At 68.5% G+C, this 15,998-nt stretch carries 13 protein-coding genes; 4 read left to right on the top strand and 9 right to left on the bottom strand.

Annotated features, from left to right (window positions below):
- Nucleotides 1–53 precede the first annotated feature (53 nt).
- Nucleotides 54–3,464: a TonB-dependent receptor gene (locus tag ACTZQ5_RS11790; protein ID WP_443585381.1), complete on the bottom strand. Its 3,411-nt coding sequence runs from the start codon at nt 3,462–3,464 to the stop codon at nt 54–56.
- Nucleotides 3,465–3,726: 262 nt separating this feature from the next.
- Between ACTZQ5_RS11790 and ACTZQ5_RS11785 the strand changes: the two genes are divergently transcribed.
- Nucleotides 3,727–5,271 carry a tryptophan halogenase family protein gene (locus ACTZQ5_RS11785; RefSeq protein WP_443585380.1) on the top strand — a complete coding sequence of 515 codons (1,545 nt, stop codon included), beginning with the start codon at nt 3,727–3,729 and terminating at the stop codon, nt 5,269–5,271.
- 60 nt (nt 5,272–5,331) lie between these two features.
- On the opposite strand, the gene ACTZQ5_RS11780 is transcribed toward ACTZQ5_RS11785, so the two are convergent.
- Nucleotides 5,332–5,907: a GDSL-type esterase/lipase family protein gene (locus ACTZQ5_RS11780; RefSeq protein WP_443585379.1), complete on the bottom strand. Its 576-nt coding sequence runs from the start codon at nt 5,905–5,907 to the stop codon at nt 5,332–5,334.
- A 114-nt stretch (nt 5,908–6,021) separates the two neighbouring features.
- Between ACTZQ5_RS11780 and ACTZQ5_RS11775 the strand changes: the two genes are divergently transcribed.
- Together ACTZQ5_RS11775 and ACTZQ5_RS11770 are read left to right on the top strand one after the other, a co-directional pair.
- Nucleotides 6,022–7,146: an SPL family radical SAM protein gene (locus tag ACTZQ5_RS11775; protein WP_443585378.1), complete on the top strand. Its 1,125-nt coding sequence runs from the start codon at nt 6,022–6,024 to the stop codon at nt 7,144–7,146.
- Nucleotides 7,143–7,628 (top strand): metallophosphoesterase family protein, encoded by a 486-nt coding sequence (locus ACTZQ5_RS11770; RefSeq protein ID WP_443585377.1) that lies wholly within the window; start codon nt 7,143–7,145, stop codon nt 7,626–7,628. Before ACTZQ5_RS11775 ends, ACTZQ5_RS11770 begins: the two co-directional genes overlap by 4 nt.
- A 24-nt stretch (nt 7,629–7,652) precedes the next feature.
- Here the strand turns inward: ACTZQ5_RS11770 and ACTZQ5_RS11765 are convergent, their stop codons facing one another.
- Complete coding sequence (locus ACTZQ5_RS11765) at nt 7,653–9,059, bottom strand: L,D-transpeptidase family protein (RefSeq protein ID WP_443585376.1); 1,407 nt, start codon at nt 9,057–9,059, stop codon at nt 7,653–7,655.
- 236 nt (nt 9,060–9,295) lie between these two features.
- On the opposite strand from ACTZQ5_RS11765, the gene mepK reads away from it, so the two are divergent.
- Nucleotides 9,296–9,811: a peptidoglycan L,D-endopeptidase MepK gene (gene mepK / locus ACTZQ5_RS11760; RefSeq protein WP_443585375.1), complete on the top strand. Its 516-nt coding sequence runs from the start codon at nt 9,296–9,298 to the stop codon at nt 9,809–9,811.
- Between the two features lie 22 nt (nt 9,812–9,833).
- On the opposite strand, the gene ACTZQ5_RS11755 is transcribed toward mepK, so the two are convergent.
- From ACTZQ5_RS11755 to ACTZQ5_RS11730, 6 genes are read right to left on the bottom strand one after another with little or no spacing between them, the layout of a single operon-like run.
- Complete coding sequence (locus ACTZQ5_RS11755; RefSeq protein WP_443585374.1) at nt 9,834–10,697, bottom strand: RDD family protein; 864 nt, start codon at nt 10,695–10,697, stop codon at nt 9,834–9,836.
- Complete coding sequence (locus tag ACTZQ5_RS11750; RefSeq protein WP_443585373.1) at nt 10,675–11,697, bottom strand: stage II sporulation protein M; 1,023 nt, start codon at nt 11,695–11,697, stop codon at nt 10,675–10,677. The genes ACTZQ5_RS11755 and ACTZQ5_RS11750 overlap by 23 nt, the downstream gene beginning before the upstream one ends.
- On the bottom strand, nt 11,694–13,004 hold the full coding sequence (locus ACTZQ5_RS11745) for a DUF58 domain-containing protein (RefSeq protein ID WP_443585372.1): 1,311 nt from the start codon (nt 13,002–13,004) through the stop codon (nt 11,694–11,696). Before ACTZQ5_RS11745 ends, ACTZQ5_RS11750 begins: the two co-directional genes overlap by 4 nt.
- Nucleotides 13,001–13,957: an AAA family ATPase gene (locus ACTZQ5_RS11740; protein WP_443585456.1), complete on the bottom strand. Its 957-nt coding sequence runs from the start codon at nt 13,955–13,957 to the stop codon at nt 13,001–13,003. The genes ACTZQ5_RS11745 and ACTZQ5_RS11740 overlap by 4 nt, the downstream gene beginning before the upstream one ends.
- Nucleotides 13,954–15,174 carry a hypothetical protein gene (locus ACTZQ5_RS11735; RefSeq protein ID WP_443585371.1) on the bottom strand — a complete coding sequence of 407 codons (1,221 nt, stop codon included), beginning with the start codon at nt 15,172–15,174 and terminating at the stop codon, nt 13,954–13,956. Before ACTZQ5_RS11735 ends, ACTZQ5_RS11740 begins: the two co-directional genes overlap by 4 nt.
- Nucleotides 15,171–15,842, bottom strand: coding sequence for a DUF4129 domain-containing protein (locus tag ACTZQ5_RS11730; RefSeq protein ID WP_443585370.1), 672 nt, complete (start codon nt 15,840–15,842; stop codon nt 15,171–15,173). Before ACTZQ5_RS11730 ends, ACTZQ5_RS11735 begins: the two co-directional genes overlap by 4 nt.
- Nucleotides 15,843–15,998 lie beyond the last annotated feature (156 nt).

Genomic DNA, 15,998 nt, shown 5'->3' with positions numbered 1-15,998 from the left:
GAAGAGGGCAGTCCCCCTCTTCGCCACCCCCTCTTCGCCTGCGAACTTCGTCGTCAGAAGTTTCCGCGCAGGATGAACGAGAAGCGGCGGTCGTTGACGAAATAGGATCGTGGCGCCGTGGCATCGGAGCCGTTGATGTACGCCTGCTGCAACCGCGTGACCTGATTGTTCAGGTTGACCCCCTGAACACCGATCTTGATCTGCTTGGTCAGGTTCAGGAATGCGGACGCATCCAATTGGCCGCCGCCCTCCTGGAAGATGGAGGTGTAGGGGAAGATCACGTCGGCTGCGGTCAGCAGGAACTTGGAGCGCCAGTTATACGCCGCCCGCAGGGAAATCGGCCCTTTCTCATAGAAGACGGTGGCGTTGAAATTATGCTTGGACAATCCTTCGAGCGGCAGGCTGCCGGCCTTGATGTTCGAAACGCCGGACGGCGAACCGCCGTTCAGGAACGAATTTGGCAAGCCGGAACTGTCGATATAGGAATAGTTCAGATTGGTCCCGAACCCGTTGAGGAACGACGGCAGGAAATCGAATGTCTGCTGATACGTGACCTCGACACCCTTGATCTTGCCATAGCCATCGTAATTCGCCGGCCCCCGGACCTGCACGGTCTGGGTCACGCCGTTGCTGTTGATGTCGCGGTTGATGAGTGACTGGTAGAAGAAGTTGTGGATGGATTTGTAGAACCCGTCGATCGATAGCTGGCCGACCCGGCCGAAATACCATTCCATCGTGGCGTCGAATTGCCATGCGGTAGCCGGCTTCAGGAAAGGATTGCCGGCGGTCGCGGTCGGCGCACCGGTATTGGGATCGGTTCCGACCTGAATGAAGTTCCGGATGTTGGCGAGGTCGGGCCGGGTCAGCACCTTGGACGCCGCGAGACGCAAGATCAGGTTGCGCCCCAGCCCGAACTTCAGGTTCGCGCTGGGCAGCCAATATACGTAATGATTGCGACCCACGTCGGGGCTGGTGAGGCCGGTGGAGAACTGGCGCAGCGCATTGTAGCCCGCCTCCCCGAGGCGGCACGCGCCGCCGGGCTGCGTGACGACCACCGTACCGTCGGGTCGGGTCGTCGTCGTGGTCACGCAGCGGACGGAAAATGGGTCGATGGTTCCGGTTTGCTGCCGCGTCGGCGCGCCGATGGAGCCCGCCGAGGTCACGTCGGTCAACACGTAACGCACGCCAACGTTGCCGCTCATGCGAACGTCGCCGAACAGATTGCCGGGCGTCGCGAAGTTGAGCTGCGCGTAGGCGTTCTTGTCCTGTTGCGACACGTTCTGGATTTCGGACGGCAGGAAGGGGGTGCCGGCGACGACTCCTGCACGCGATGCCGCTGGCGACCAGGGCGTCGCACCCGCACCGTTCGCGGTCCGCCACGTCTGCGCGATCTGCTGGAAATACGCGGCCGACTGATTGTAGTTATCGATCAGGTCGCCGTTGTAGAAATAACCACCGATCGGCCCTGGCGTCGCCCCCCGGAAGAAGTCCGGGAAATTGTAGAACGCGCTGTTCGCGGGTGACTGCGCGATCGACACCGGATTGCTGCCCGACCAGGTTTCGCTGAGCACCCCCCAGTTATAGGCGCTGTACTTCACATCGAGATCACGGTCCGCATACCGGCCGCCCACCTTGATGTTGCGCAGGAAGCTGCCTTCATCGAACTTGTAATCGAAATCCGCCTTGAAGGCGTATTCGCGGCCATCGCTCTGCTCGATGTGATCCATCGCCGCGCGCCAGAACTGGACACGGGCGTCGTTCAAATATTGCGCATCGCTCTCGGCGACCAGCGCCGGATTGGGGGTTGCCCAGGTTGCCGCCAGTGTATTGGGCTTGTGGGGGATGACGACCGGCAACTTGCCGGACAGATTCAGCTCTTCGTCGGCGAACGTCGACCCGAACACGCTGACGTCGAGATTGTTGTGGATCGCCCTGGTATAATCGCCGTCGATGTTCACCGCCAGATGATCGCTCAGCTGGGTTTTCAGATTGACACCGAAATCCTTGACCTCGTTCTCGTCATAGACCTGACGACGGGACAAGGACTGCTGCATGCCGCCCGTCGGCACGAAACACGTCGCTGCTGTGGCGCTGCATGACGAGCGATAACCCGATCCGGGCTGGGTGATGTAACCCGACTGGAACAGACCGTTCGAGTCATAGGTATAATTGGTCGTCGAGCCGGTCGGGCATTCCGCCCGCACGGTGGCATTGCCGTTGGAGGCAGGTCCGTTGCTGTTCTGGCGGCAGCCGAGCGGATAGGTGTTGTATTCCGACAGGTCCGGCGCGGTCTCGAACGTATGTTCGCCCCAGGAATTGGTGCTGTGCGTCCGCAGGAATTGTGCGGTCAGCACCGTCTTCTCGTCGGTGCTTTGCCACTGGGCGGCCAGTGCGATGCCGTCGCGCTTGCGGTCGTAATCCTGGCTGCGGAACTGCCCGCCGATCGGGGCGTAGCGCAATCCTGCGGGGTCCAGCAAACCATCGGCACCGGCACCGTTCGCCGCACCGCAGGCGCTGCCGTTCGGCGGCAACCTCGTCGTATCGGTCGTTCCGGGCAGGGGATTGCGGCATACCGTGGTCGTGGTCGAATTCGCCGCGATGGCACTGGTATTGTCACGCGTCTGGATGTTGGTGACCTGGATGCCGTCCGCCCGGCTGAAGATCCGAGAATAGGATACGTCGGCGAGCAGGCCGATGCGGCCGATGCCGGTATCCCAGGTATCGCTGACCAGGATCGAACCGGTCGGCGACCATTTCTTGCGGAAATCGCCGTAATTCCCCTCGGCGTCGACGCCGACGTGGAAGCCTGGATTGTCGAAGGGCTTGCGGGTGTTGAGGTTGACCGTCCCGGCGAGGCCACCTTCGATCAGTTCGGCAGTCGCATTCTTGTAGACCTCGACCGATCCGAGCAATTCGGCCGGCACGTCGGCGAAGTTGATCGCCTGCCCGCCGACCCCGGCCGAGAACGTATCGCGGCCGTTGAACTCCGAGCGGACGAAATTGAGGCCGCGGACGTTGACACCCGATCCTTCCACGGAAAAGTGATCGGGGTCGTTGTTGCCGGCGAAGCGGCTGATCGCGACGCCCGGTACGCGTTGCAGCGCTTCGGTCACCGAGCGATCGGGCAAGGCACCGATGTCGGTGGCGGTGATCGCGTCGACGACCGTGTCGGAGTTGCGCTTGATCTTCTGCGCGTTCGCCAGGCTCTGGCGAATGCCGGTGACGACGATATCGTCCGGCTTGGCCGCGGAATCGTCGGATGTTTGCGCATCGACGGCGGCCGGATCGGTGCCGGTGCTGGTCGGCGACGTCACCCCTGCCGTGCCCTCGCCCGCCGCGCTACCCGTCGGCGACGTCTGGCCGGCCACCGATCCGTTCGATTGCGCTGCCGCCGGCGCGGCGATCCACGCGACGCACAGCGCACCCGCAGATACGTCGACGAGCAGTCGACCCAGACGAGACACATCAGTCCTGAATGGCGCAGCCTTGCGCATAAGAGCCCCCTCCTGTTCGGCGCCAGGCAGCGCCGTTCTTTGGTATGGCCGATCCCGTTTATGGCCGACCTGGACCCATGGTTGCGTTAACATCGCGATTAACGCAAGTGACTTTTCTGTTATCTTTCCGTTTATGTCTCGATGTGCGCTTTCCGTGCAACGGATGGTAGGGCCGGCACGCCCACCCGCACTGGCATTGCGGAACGGCAGAGGTTGAGAAGAGGAAAGGTTGATGTACGATCATGCGATCCGCGACGTCGTGATCGTCGGCGGCGGCACCGCCGGCTGGATGACCGCCGCCGCCTGCGCCCGGTTCCTCGACAATGGCTATACGCGCGTGACGCTGGTCGAATCGGACGAGATTGCCACCGTCGGTGTCGGCGAAGCGACGATCCCGCCGATCATCGATTTCAACCGCATGCTCGGCCTGGACGAGAACACGTTTCTGGCCGCCACCTCGGGCACCTTCAAGCTCGGCATAGAGTTTCGCGACTGGGGCCAGATCGGCGAGGAATATTTCCATCCGTTCGGCCATCATGGCCGCGACCTCCAGGACATGCATTTTCATCAGCTCTACCTGCGCGAAGCCGCGCGCCGGGCCATCGGCGACCCCATGCCCGACATCGCCGGCTGGTCGATGAGTGCGATCGCGGCAGCCAATGGCAGGTTCGGCCGCGCCGCACCCGAGGCCCGCTCGCCGGTGCGTGAGCTCTTTTATGCCTTCCACTTCGACGCGGGCCTCTATGCCCGCCACCTGCGTGACTATGCCGAACGCGGTGGTGTGACGCGGATCGAGGGGCGGATCGAAGATGTTGTCCTGCGCGCCGGCGATGGCCATGTCGAAGCGGTCGTCCTCGCCGATGGCCGACGGGTCGCAGGAGAGTTGTTCGTCGATTGCTCGGGCTTTCGCGGCCTGTTGATCGAGGAGGCGCTACAGACGGGTTTCGAAAGCTGGCAACATTGGCTGCCCTGCGATCGAGCCATCGCCGTGCCCTGCGCCTTGCCGCATCCGGACGAACCCGATCCCTTCACCCGCGCGACGGCGCGGACGGCCGGGTGGCAATGGCGCATTCCGCTTCAACATCGGCTCGGCAACGGCATGGTCTATTGCAGCGAATATCTGGATGACGACGCTGCGGAGGCGCAATTGCTGCAAAGCCTGGAGGCGCCGGCGCTCGCCGCTCCACGCCGCTTGCGCTTCACCGCCGGTCGCCGCCGCGACAGCTGGAACCGCAACGTCGTTGCGCTCGGCCTGTCGAGCGGTTTCGTGGAGCCGCTCGAATCGACCAGCATCCACCTGGTCCAGGCCGGCATCCAGCGGTTGATCGCCCTGTTCCCCGACATGCGGTTCGCGGCGGCGGAGCGAGACGAGTTCAACAGCCAGATGCACGCCATCTACGAGGACGTGCGCGACTTCGTCATCCTTCATTACCATGCGACCCGGCGTACGGATTCACCGTTCTGGAACCGGGTGCGCACCATGCCCATCCCCGATAGTCTCGCGCGCAAACTCGCGCTGTGGCGTGGCAAGGCCAGGCTGTTCCGTGACGGCTGCGAACTCTTCGGCCGGCCGAGCTGGGTCGCCGTGTGTCTCGGGCAAGGGGTGCTGCCCGAACGCTGGGAGCCGGCCGTCGACGCCCTCGACGAAGAACGGGTCGCGACCGCTCTTGCCGAAATACGCGCGAATTACCTCGATACCGCACATCGCCTGCCGACGCACGGCGACTTCCTCAGGCGCATCGCCCCCTCCCCCCATCCGCGTAATACGCAGGCGTGACCGCCATGAACCGTGCACGCTTGGCAGGCGGGCGCTCCACTTTCCTACCCGACGCGCAGCCTACCCTGCTCTACCCAACCCAAGCATCTCCTCCACTACCGGCGTCATCGCTTCGGCGACCAGGGCGATCGCGTGGGCGTTGGGGTGGACGCGGTCGGCGAGGACCATGGCGGGGTGGCCGAGCACGCCGGGCGGGAAGAAAGGGGCCGTCGCGACACCATGCGCGGCGGCGACCTCCTGGTGGATGTGGAGATAGGGGCCGGCGCGCGCGTGCAGGATCGGCGGCGGGGCCACCGTGGTGAGGAGGACGGGCACGCCGCAGCGGCGCAGCTCGACCAGGATCGTATCGAGGCTGGCGCGCGTCGCGGCGGGCGGCACCTGGCGCAGTACGTCGTTGGGGCCGACCTGGACGATCGCGGCATCGGGCCGGGCTGGCAGCGCCGTCAGCACGCTGGGAAGCCGGCGCAGCACGTCCGCCGCCGTATCGCCGGATCGGCCGGCACCGATCACCCGCGCGGCAGGATGACGGGCGCGAAGCCGTCGTTCGAGCTGCATCGGAAAGCTGTCGGCGGCCGCCAGCCCATAGCCGGCGACCAGACTGTCGCCGACGGCGAGGATCAGGGGATGGGACACCATTCGCTTTGCCAGATAGGATGGCGCCGGCCGGCTTTAAGCCCCGGCAAAGCCACGACATGAACATGTGTGCTCCCCGTCGGTTGTCGTCCTCTGATCCCATGGCGAGGCCGATCGATGCGGACGAATGCCGGCCCTCTGTTCGAAACGCCCCCCGCGTCGCCGACCGCGGCGGAGGAGCGGCCGGCGCGTGCATGGCGACCGCGCCGGCTGCTGGTGACACGCGCCGCCCGCAGCTTCGCGCATGGCCGCGCCATCCTGACGCGGGCGGCGGCGCTGGGCGTCGAGATCGTCGAGCTGCCCGGCGACCGGCTGATGCTGCCCGCGATCGACGATCCCCGCCGCGCCTATGCCGAGGCGAAGGCGACGCTGGCGGTGGTCGTCGCGCCGCCGTCCAAGCGCCGGCTGCAACCGATCGCGCCGAGCGCGGACTGGCGGGTCGACCTTGCCGAAGGGTGCCCGGCGCATTGCAGCTATTGCTATCTCGCCGGTTCGCTCAAGGGGCCGCCGATCACGCGCGTCTATGCCAATCTGGACGAAATCCTCGACTCGCTGCCCGGCTATCTCGGCCAGGGCACCGTCACGTCGCGCAGCCGCACGCGCGCCGGCGAAGGCACCACGTTCGAGGCGTCCTGCTACACCGATCCGCTCGCCCTCGAGCCGCTGACCGGTTCGCTCTCCGCTGCCATCGCCTGGTTCGGCCGCTGGCAGGCGGATGCACAGCTGCGCTTCACCACCAAGTTCGCCGATGTCGCAGCCCTGCTGCCGCTCGATCACCAGGGCCGCACCCGGATGCGCGCGTCGCTGAACCCTCCCGCCTTTGCGCGGTTCGAGGGCGGCACCGCGCGGACGGCGGAGCGGCTGCGCGCGGTGCGTCGCATGGCGGAGGCGGGCTATCCGGTCGGCCTCACCATCGCCCCCATCATCGCGGCGGAGGGCTGGCAACAGGCCTATGCCGCGCTGTTCGCCGATGCCGCCGCGGCGCTGGCGGCGCTGCCCGGCCTCGACCTCACCGTCGAACTCATCACCCATCGCTTCACCGCCGGGTCCAAGGCGGTGCTCGACAGCTGGTATCCCGGCTCGGCGCTCGACATGACCGGAGCCAACCGCACGACCAAGCGCACCAAGTTCGGTGGCGAGAAGCAGGTCTACGACGCCGACACGATGCGCGCGCTGCGCAGCTTCTTCGAACGCCAGCTGGCCGACCGGCTGCCGATGGCGCGGCTGCTCTACTGGACATGACCGTCTTCTTCACCGCCGACACGCATTTCGGCGATCATCGCACGATCAACATATGGCGGCGGCCCTTTGCCGACACGGCGGCGATGGACGCCTGCCTGATCGCGCGCTGGAACGCCGTGGTCGCTCCCGGTGACGTGGTGTGGCACCTGGGCGACGTGGCGCGGCGGCCGGCGGATGTGCCAGCGCTGCTCGACCGGCTGAACGGGACCAAGCACCTGCTGCGCGGCAACAACGATCCGCCCGCCACCTGCGACGCGGCCGGCTGGGCAAGCGTCGGCGATTATGCGGAGCTGGTCGTCGACGGCCACAGCCTCGTGCTGTGCCATTACGCCTTTCGCGCCTGGAACGGCCAACACCGCCGCGCGATCAACCTGCACGGCCATAGCCACGGCCGGCTGAAGCCCATGCCGCGGCAGTTCGACGTCGGCGTCGACCCGCGGGATTTCACCCCGGTGACGCTCGGCCAGCTGATCGCAGGCTGACGGGCCGTCGCCCCGGCAGCGCCATCACGGCCCGACGTCGGCAGCCCCCGTCAGCACACGCAGCGCCTTGCCCGCCTTGAAGCCCAGCGCCTCGCCGACCCGGTCGTCCCAGCCATAGGGATCGTTGCGCACGATCGGTTCGCCCGCATCGTCGAACAGCACCGTCTGGTACAGCATGCGGACGGGGATCTGGCGCGGCAGCTTGACGAACGTCTCCTTGCCGGTGCCGCGCGCCTGATGCCATTGGTCGGTCACGCCCTCGTCCTTCGCCAGCATCTCGGCGAAGCCCAGCGCATCCTCCACCCGGACGCAGCCGTGGCTGCGCTGGCGCTGCACCATCGCGAACAGCGCCTTGGCGGGCGTGTCGTGCAGGTAGATCGCATGGTCGTTCAGCATGTCGAACTTCACCAACCCCAGCGAATTCTGCGGGCCGGGCTGCTGTACGATCCAGCCGTCCTTCCACACCATGTTATGCGCCTTCAGATAGCTCGCGCCCTTGCTCGCGATCTCCTTTTTCTGGATCGATCGCGGCACTGTCCAGGTCGGATTGGCCACCAGGCGGAAGATCGGCGAGCCGAGCTGCGGCGTCTCGGTATCGGGTTCGCCCACCACCACCTTGCGGCTGTCGGCGATCTTGCCGTCGCGCCAATAGGTCAGCCGGGCGGCGGCGAGGTTCACGTCGATACGCGTCGCCGGCGGGCTGCGCTCCAGCCAGCGCAGCCGCTCCATCGCGATCGCGATCGCCCGCGCGCGGTCGGCGTCGGACATGTTGAGGATCGCCAGCGCCTCGCTGCCGATGATGCCGTCGGGCTTCATGCCGTAATCGGCCTGCATGCGGCGCACGGCATCGACCATCGCCGGCGTGTAGCGGTCGCCCGGCGCCGCGTTCGCCGGAAGGTAATCGAGCACCGCCAGTTCGCGTGCGATCGCCGGCAGGCGCGGGTCGCTTGCGCCGGGCTCGATCGCCTCGCCGGTGCTGGCGATACCGGCGACGGGCGTCGGCGGCTGTTTGCGCAAGTCCACATAGGCCTTGGCCAGCCGCTGGTAATTGGCATCCTGCGGCGCCAGGCCGTCGAGCCAGCGCGTCAGGTCGCCGCTCTGCAAGGCGGCGGCCAGCCCGGCCTTCAGGTCGGGATCGGGACGCGGAACGGTATAGACGTCGTACAATTTGGTCGGATCGGTGGCACCGCGCGCCAGCGCCGCCGCATAGCGCAGCGCCTGCGCGGTCACCGCCGCGTCATCGCCCGACGGCGCACCGAAATCGACATGGTCGAGTCCGTGGACGGCGCGCGCATCGATCGCCTTGCGCAGCTGCGCGCGGGTCTGGTCGCTCCACTGCACCGGCCGGGCGGCCTCGTCCGCATTGGCCGTATCGTTGCGGTTCGGCGTCACCTCCACGTTGCACGCCGACAGCAACAGCCCCAGAACCACGGTTTTCGCGAAGATCGAACGCACACGCCACTCCCACTGATCGATCGGAATAACGCACCGATACGCGCTGGGCTCCCACGGGGCCGGAACGTTCACAATCGACGGACGGAGCGCAGGGTGCGACGAACGCACCGAAGCGCAAGGAACGTTCAAGCTTTGCCGGTCTAAGGCAGCCTTTCTCCCTGACACCGGATCTGTGCCCCTTGTCTAACTCCTTGTTCTCACGCCGCGATTTGATGAGCGGCGGCACTGCCGCGCTGGTCATGGCCGCCCTGTCGGAGCGTGCCTCCGCCCGCACGCCCGAACGGCGGCTGTCGCTGGTCAACCCGCACAACGGCGAACGCTACGATGCCTGCTTCTTTGCCGGCGGACGCTACCGTGCCGATGGGCTTGCCGAACTCAACCACGCGATGCGCGACTGGCGCACCGGCGCGACGCGGACGATGGACCCGCATCTGCTCGACCTGCTGGTGCAGGTGCGCGACCGGCTGGACGTTGCGCCGCGCACGCCGCTGAAGCTGGTGTCCGGCTATCGCAGCCCCAAGACCAACGGTGCGCTCCACGCCCGCTCGCACGGCGTCGCCAGCAAGAGCCAGCATATGCTGGGCAAGGCCACCGACATCGCGATCCAGGGCGTGCCGCTGAACCGGCTGCGCGATGCCGCTTTGTCGCTGCGCGGTGGCGGCGTCGGCTATTACCCGCACGACGGCTTCGTGCATGTCGACACCGGCGCGGTTCGTCACTGGAGTTGACCGCTCCCCCGCGCCGGGTGCGTCACCGCCCGGCGACACTGAACTTGTCGCGCCGGCGGCGTCCGACCAGCAGCCCGCCCTCCAGCCGGGCGCACAGCGCGGCGTAATAATCGGCGAGGAAGCCGTCGTCGTCGCCATCGTCGGCCAGCCCCGCCTTGCGCCGGATCGCCGCCGCCACCGTGATGCGCGCCAGCGCGTCGCCGCCGCGGATTACATCCTCCAGCGCATGCAGTTCGTGGACGCCGTACAGCGCGAGCGCCGCATCCGGGAACATCCGGCGCGGCCGGTCGGCATGGGCACCCAGATCGGCGGCCAGCGTCCGCCGCACCGCCTGCACCACCCAGGTGCCCGCGACGAGATCGCCGACCCGCAACCGATCGCGGTTGAACAGGGGAAAGAAGAGGAAGATGCCGCTCCACGCCAGCGCGAAGATGGTGAGGAAGGCGTCGGCCGTCCCGGCCGCGGCCTGCGCCCCCAGGAACGACAGCGGCAGGAACACCTCGATCTCGCGCATCGCATTGCGCGCCAGCACGGCGCCCGCGGTCAGCCGCGCGCCGTCGCGGGCGATGACGCGCAGGCCCATCAGCCGCTTGCCGGGCGTCGCCCCGCGTTCCCCCATCTCGAACAGCACGAACCAGCCGTTGCGCAGGCAAAAGGCGCCGATCAGCCACAGGATGCCGGCGATGTCGGCGCGGGTCGCCTGATTGAAAGCGAACAGCGCGATCGTCGCCACGATCAGCACGACCAGCATCATCACGACGTCGATCAGGAACGCCGCCGCACGCGTCCCCGCCCCGCCCAGTTCGAGCTGCAGGTCGACGCCCTCCGGCGTCACGAAGCTGCGCCGCAGCGTTGCGGGCGGCCTAGGCCGACGGGCGTGGCGCATGCCGCCTCCCCAGGCCGTAATAATAGACCATCCACGCTGCCAGCATCGCCGCGCCGATCCCGGCCCGCAGACCGTCGCTCGTCACCACCTGCCTTCCGATCCCCTCCAGGATCGCGGCCACGGCCAGCATCAGCACCACGCCCGCCACCGCAATGGCGGCGGTCCGCCCGGCATCGACCAGCGCCGCCATCCGCGTCCGCCGGCCGGGAAAGGCGATGGCGGTGCCGATCCGCATCCCCGCCGCGCCCGAGATGACGATCGCGAACATCTCCGTGGTGCCGTGGATCGCCAGCCAGGCGCAGAAGTTCGGCCCCAGTCCCTTGTCCGCGAACACCGCGATCATCGCCCCCAGCATCAACCCGTTGTAGAGGATCAGCAGCGCGGTCGGCACGACGAAGGCGAAGCCCAGCGCGAAGGCGAAGATCGCGATCTGCGCATTATGCCCGAACAGGAAGCTGGCGAAGATGCCCAGCCCGTCCTCCTTGTTATGGTACAGCGTGGTGCGCAGCGCCTCGGCCGAAGCCGCCGGATCGCGGCCGCCCGCCAATCCTTCGGGGATGATGCCGTAGAACCAGGACGGGTCGGCGCGCACCAGCGCATAGGCGACGATGCCGCCCAGCACCGTCAGCACCGCCATCACCAGCGTCTCGCGCCATAGCGACGCCACCGCCCCCGGCCAGCCATGCGTGAAGAAGCGTCGCAGGTCCCGCCACGCCGAATCCGACACGCCGTACAGCTGGAAATAGGCGCGCGCGCACAATTGCTCCAGATAGGCGATCAGCGCCCGGTCCAGCGACGTTTCGCGCGCGACCGACAGCGACGACAGCGTCGCGCGATAGAGCAGCGGCAGCGCGAGCAGGTCGTCGTCCGACAGTACGCGGACCGAGCGCTTCTCGATCCGGCCGAGCAGGGTATCCAGCCGCGTCCACTCCGCCTCATGCGCCGCGCGGAAGCGGCTGGCGTTGAGCAGCGGCGGGGCGGCGTCGACGAAGGCGCTCACAACAGGCTCCGGCGCTTGAGGTCCACATAGCCTTCGACCAGCCGCTCGGCGACTTCGTCGTGGGGGCTTTCGATGACGTGCACGCCCAGATGGCGCAGCCGCGTCAGCACCAGCCGCCGGTCGCGCAGCAGCGCGGCCGCGGTCACCGCACGGGTCACGTCGGCAGGCTGCACGGGCGCGGCATCGACGATCGTCTCCAGTTCGTCGTCGCGCAGCACGACGACCAGCACGAGATGCGTCTTGAGCAGGCGGGCGACCGCGCGCACCAGGAAATCGGCGGAGGTCGGATCGGTGAATTCGGTGAACAGCACGATCATCGATCGCCGCGTCAGCCGCGCCGCGAGCGTCGTCAGCGCAAAGGTGTAATTGGTTTCGTCGCCGCTGTAATCGATCCCCGCCGCGAGATGCTGCAATTCCGGGAAGGCACCCGCCCCGCCGATGAAGCCGCTCGCCAGCCGCGGCCGGGAATCGAAGGCGTTGAGCGACACGCGATCGCCCAGCTTCAGCGCCAGCCAGCCGGTCAGCAGCGCCGCCGACACCGCGCGATCGACCCGCGGGATGCCGCCGACCGGGTCGGACATCTGCCGCCCGGCATCGATCGCGAAGACGATCTGGCTGTTGCGTTCGGTGCGATATTCCTTGGCGTAGAGCTTGCGGTGACGCGCCGATTGCTTCCAGTCGATCGCGCGCCGGTCCATCCCCGACCGGAACTCGACCAGGGCATCGAAATCGGTGCCGTCGCCGCGGTCGCTCTGCGCCAGCAGGCCCTGCACCGCGTGGCGCTGGAACACCTGCGCGCCGTGCCGCCGCACCGCCTCGACATCGGGCAGGATCGGCAGCACACGATCCCCGTCGATGCGCACCTGGCGCCAGGCGAGGCCGAGCGGCCCCGCCCAGCGCAGCCAGAGCGTGGCGAAGCGCGCGGTGCCGCGCCGCCAGGGCGTCAACAGCAGCGCCGCCGTGCCGCGGCCGGCTTCGAGCGCCACGTCGAGCCGGCCGTCGCCCGGCATCGTCACCAGCGGGTCGCGCGCCAGCGCCACCTGTGCGGCGCCGCCGACGTGGCGGCCGGCGATCGTCACCGCGATCGGCACGCTGAGGTCGACGCCGACCGGGGCGGAGCGTGGCAGCGCCAGCGTCGCGCTCGCCCGCGCGCGGCCGAGCAGCGCATCGACCGCCACCAGCGCCAGCACGGCGAGCGGCCAGCCGAGCCCGGCATACCAGCGCGCCGGAAACAGCATGGCGACCAGCAGCGCGATCGGAGCCCCGATCGCCGCCGCCAGCACCGCCATGCGGGTCGGATAGATCAACGCGGCGCCTCGATCGTCTCGATGATCTGCGCGACCACGTCCTCGATCGCCCGCCCGCCGATCTCGGCGGCGGGCGACAGGATCAGCCGGTGGCGAAGCAGCGCCGGCGCCAGCGTCTTCACGTCGTCGGGAATGACGAAGTCGCGCCCGTCGAGCGCCGACCGCGCCCGCGCCGCGCCCGCCAGCATCGCGCCGGCCCGCGGCGAGGCGCCGCTTTCGAGGTCGGCGACCCCGCGCGTGCCGCGGATCAGCGCGACGATATAGTCGATCACCTCGTCGACCAGCCGGACGTTCGCCACCGTCGCCACCGCCGCGGTGATCGTCGCCGCGTCGGCACAGGGCGCGACGCCCCAATCGGCGGGCGACATCGCCGCCGGCCGTGCGCCGTGGCCCGCGACGATGCGACGCTCTTCGTCGGCGCTGGGATAGGCCACCACCTGCTTGAACAGGAACCGGTCGAGCTGCGCCTCGGGCAGCGGATAGACGCCCTGCTGTTCGATCGGGTTCTGCGTCGCGACGACGGTGAAGCGGTCGCTCAAGGCGAGGCTCTCGCCGTCGATCGTGACGGTGCGCTCCTGCATCGCCTCCAGCAGCGCCGCCTGCGTCTTGGGCGAGGTGCGGTTGATCTCGTCCGCCAGCAGCAATTCGGTGAAGATCGGCCCGCGCGTCAGCGTGAAGGTCGACGTCTGGAAATTGAACAGGTTGGCGCCGATGATGTCGCCCGGCATCAGGTCGGGAGTGAACTGGATGCGGCCGAAATCCAGCCCCAGCGTTTGCGCGAAGCTGTGCGCGAGCAGCGTCTTGGCGGTGCCCGGCGGCCCTTCCAGCAGCACGTGCCCGCCGGCGAACAGCGCGACCAGCAGCAGGTCGACGGTGGCGTCGTGGCCGACCACCGCCTTGCCGATCTCGGCACGGATCGCCCGCCCCAACGCCTGGACCTCGTTGACCGTCACCGTGTCTTCTCCCTTTGCCATTGGTGCAGCGCCTGGGCGCTCGCCAGCATGTCGGCGCGATGCTCCGCGCGTGCGGCGTCCGCAACCAGCGCGGTGAACGTCGCCGATCCCTGCAGCCGATCGAGATGGCGATCGGCCTCCACATCGGTCAGCCGCGCCGGCACGCCGAAAATCGCGCGCGCGCGATCGCGGACCAGCGCGGCATAGCGCGGGCCCAGCCCGCCCTCGCGGCCCGCCTTGCGGACGATCAGCGCGCTGTTGTCGACCAGCGCCGCCTTGCCCAGCGCGATGGCGCGCGCCGGCGGCTGTGCCGGCCCGAAGCGGACCAGCGCCTGCCATCCGACGAGCGCGAGCGCGACGACGATCGCCAGCGTCATCGCCAGGAACGGCGGCTCGAAGGCCAGCTTCAACGGGCTATGGCCGCGGCCGAGGCCATTCAGCGTCACGTCGAACGCGATGCCGCGCGCCCCGGTCGCATTGACGAAGTCGAGCAGGTCGAGCGCAGCGCCCGCCCGGTCCAGCCGGCGGATGCCGTGATTGTCGAGCAGGTCGGGATCGGACAGCAGATAGGTGTTGGAACCGTCCACCTGCGCCAGCACGATGCGCCCGGCCTCGTCCGTCACCAGCGGCGTCAGCGCCTTCGACGTCATCACCTGGAGCGGCCGCGGCGCCGACACCGCCAGCGACGGCGGCGCCCAGCGCACCGGGTGCAGCGGCCGGGCGCCGCTCGGGTGGCGGCTGACGGTCATCACGGTCGCGGGCGCGAGCACGGCCGCCGGATCATACGCCGGCAGCAGCCCGCTGACGTCCACCCAGCCCCCGACCGCATCGTCCGGCACGCTCGCCCATTTCGGCAGCACGATCAGCGTCGCGCGGCCGCGGCGGGCGGCCATGAACCGGCTCATGTCGACCGAGCCATGCTCCGGCGTGGCGACCACCAGATCCTCGGTATCCCAGCCCGCTTCCGCGCGGATCAGGCGGGGATTGCGCGCCGTCGCCCGCGCCAGGTCGACGATCCCGGAAAAGCCGGTGGCGGCGTTGGACAAGGCGTGCGTACCGGCATCGTGGCCGGACCGCAGGTCGGGCGCATAGGCGCCGAGCAGCAGCGAGCCCGCAAAGCCGAGGATGCCTATGACCAGCATCAACGCCACCGTCAGCGGCGAGAACACGCTGTCGGCATTGGCCGTGCCCCGCCCGCCCAGCGCGATCTCGCTCATGCGCGCCACCGCTGCGGCAACGCCAGATCGGCATAGGCGGCGCGCGCCTCCTGCCAGTCCGCCTCAGCCACCGGCCGGCCGCCGAACAGGCTGCGTTCCACCAGCGCCGCGATACGGGCGAACAGCGGCCGCACCGCCGCGGGCAGCAGGCCGGCGGAGGCAAGCTCGCGGCTGGTCAGCGACGGGCGCCGCAGCGCCGGGCGGCGCCGCGCGATATCGTCGATCGAATGGAACAGCAGGTAGTGGATCGCCTCGGCGAAGCGGCCGTCGGCGGCGAGCCGGTCCGCCTCGCGCAACCAGGCGCGCGCCGGTGCCGCATCGGGCACCCAGCTGTCCTCGTCCGACGCCGGCGCCGCATCGCGCCGCCGCCGCGCCGGCAGCCGCCATTCGCCCGATCGCACCCGCTCGACGATCATCGCGATCGCCGCCACCGCGACCCCGGCGAGCAGCATCCACAACAGGATGCGGGCATAAGGCGCATCGGGCATCAGGTCCGACAGCCAGCGCAGCAGCCGCCCGACCGGCCGCAACGCATCGGCGATCCAGCGCCCCAGCGTGCGCAGCCATTCCGGCGGCTCGGGCGGCGGCGGCGGGCGCGTCAGGGTGAACTGCACCGACGGATCGGCCCGCAGCGCGGCATGTGCCGCGGCAAGTCGATCGGCCGCCACCGCCGAACCTTGTGCTGATGCCCCGATGGTTCCCTCCCAGCGACGCCGCGCTGCCCCGGCCGGACTGTAGCCGGATCGCCCCCCCGCGCAATCCGCTATTCGTGCCGGCCCTTCCGACTGTGTCGATATCGGACGATAGGCATACTGGACAGCGCC

The organism is Sphingomonas cellulosilytica (genome assembly GCF_052321755.1).
Classification (GTDB): domain Bacteria; phylum Pseudomonadota; class Alphaproteobacteria; order Sphingomonadales; family Sphingomonadaceae; genus Sphingomonas.
The sequence above is the reverse complement of the archived record's forward strand: the minus strand, read 5'-3'. Positions and strand labels throughout refer to the sequence as shown.

Coding starts and splice junctions, on each gene's coding strand:
- ACTZQ5_RS11785 (WP_443585380.1), top strand. CDS start 3,727: ATGTACGATCATGCGATCCGCGACGTCGTGATCGTCGGCGGCGGCACC.
- ACTZQ5_RS11780 (WP_443585379.1), bottom strand. CDS start 5,907: ATGGTGTCCCATCCCCTGATCCTCGCCGTCGGCGACAGTCTGGTCGCC.
- ACTZQ5_RS11775 (WP_443585378.1), top strand. CDS start 6,022: ATGCGGACGAATGCCGGCCCTCTGTTCGAAACGCCCCCCGCGTCGCCG.
- ACTZQ5_RS11770 (WP_443585377.1), top strand. CDS start 7,143: ATGACCGTCTTCTTCACCGCCGACACGCATTTCGGCGATCATCGCACG.
- mepK (WP_443585375.1), top strand. CDS start 9,296: ATGAGCGGCGGCACTGCCGCGCTGGTCATGGCCGCCCTGTCGGAGCGT.
- ACTZQ5_RS11755 (WP_443585374.1), bottom strand. CDS start 10,697: ATGCGCCACGCCCGTCGGCCTAGGCCGCCCGCAACGCTGCGGCGCAGC.
- ACTZQ5_RS11735 (WP_443585371.1), bottom strand. CDS start 15,174: ATGAGCGAGATCGCGCTGGGCGGGCGGGGCACGGCCAATGCCGACAGC.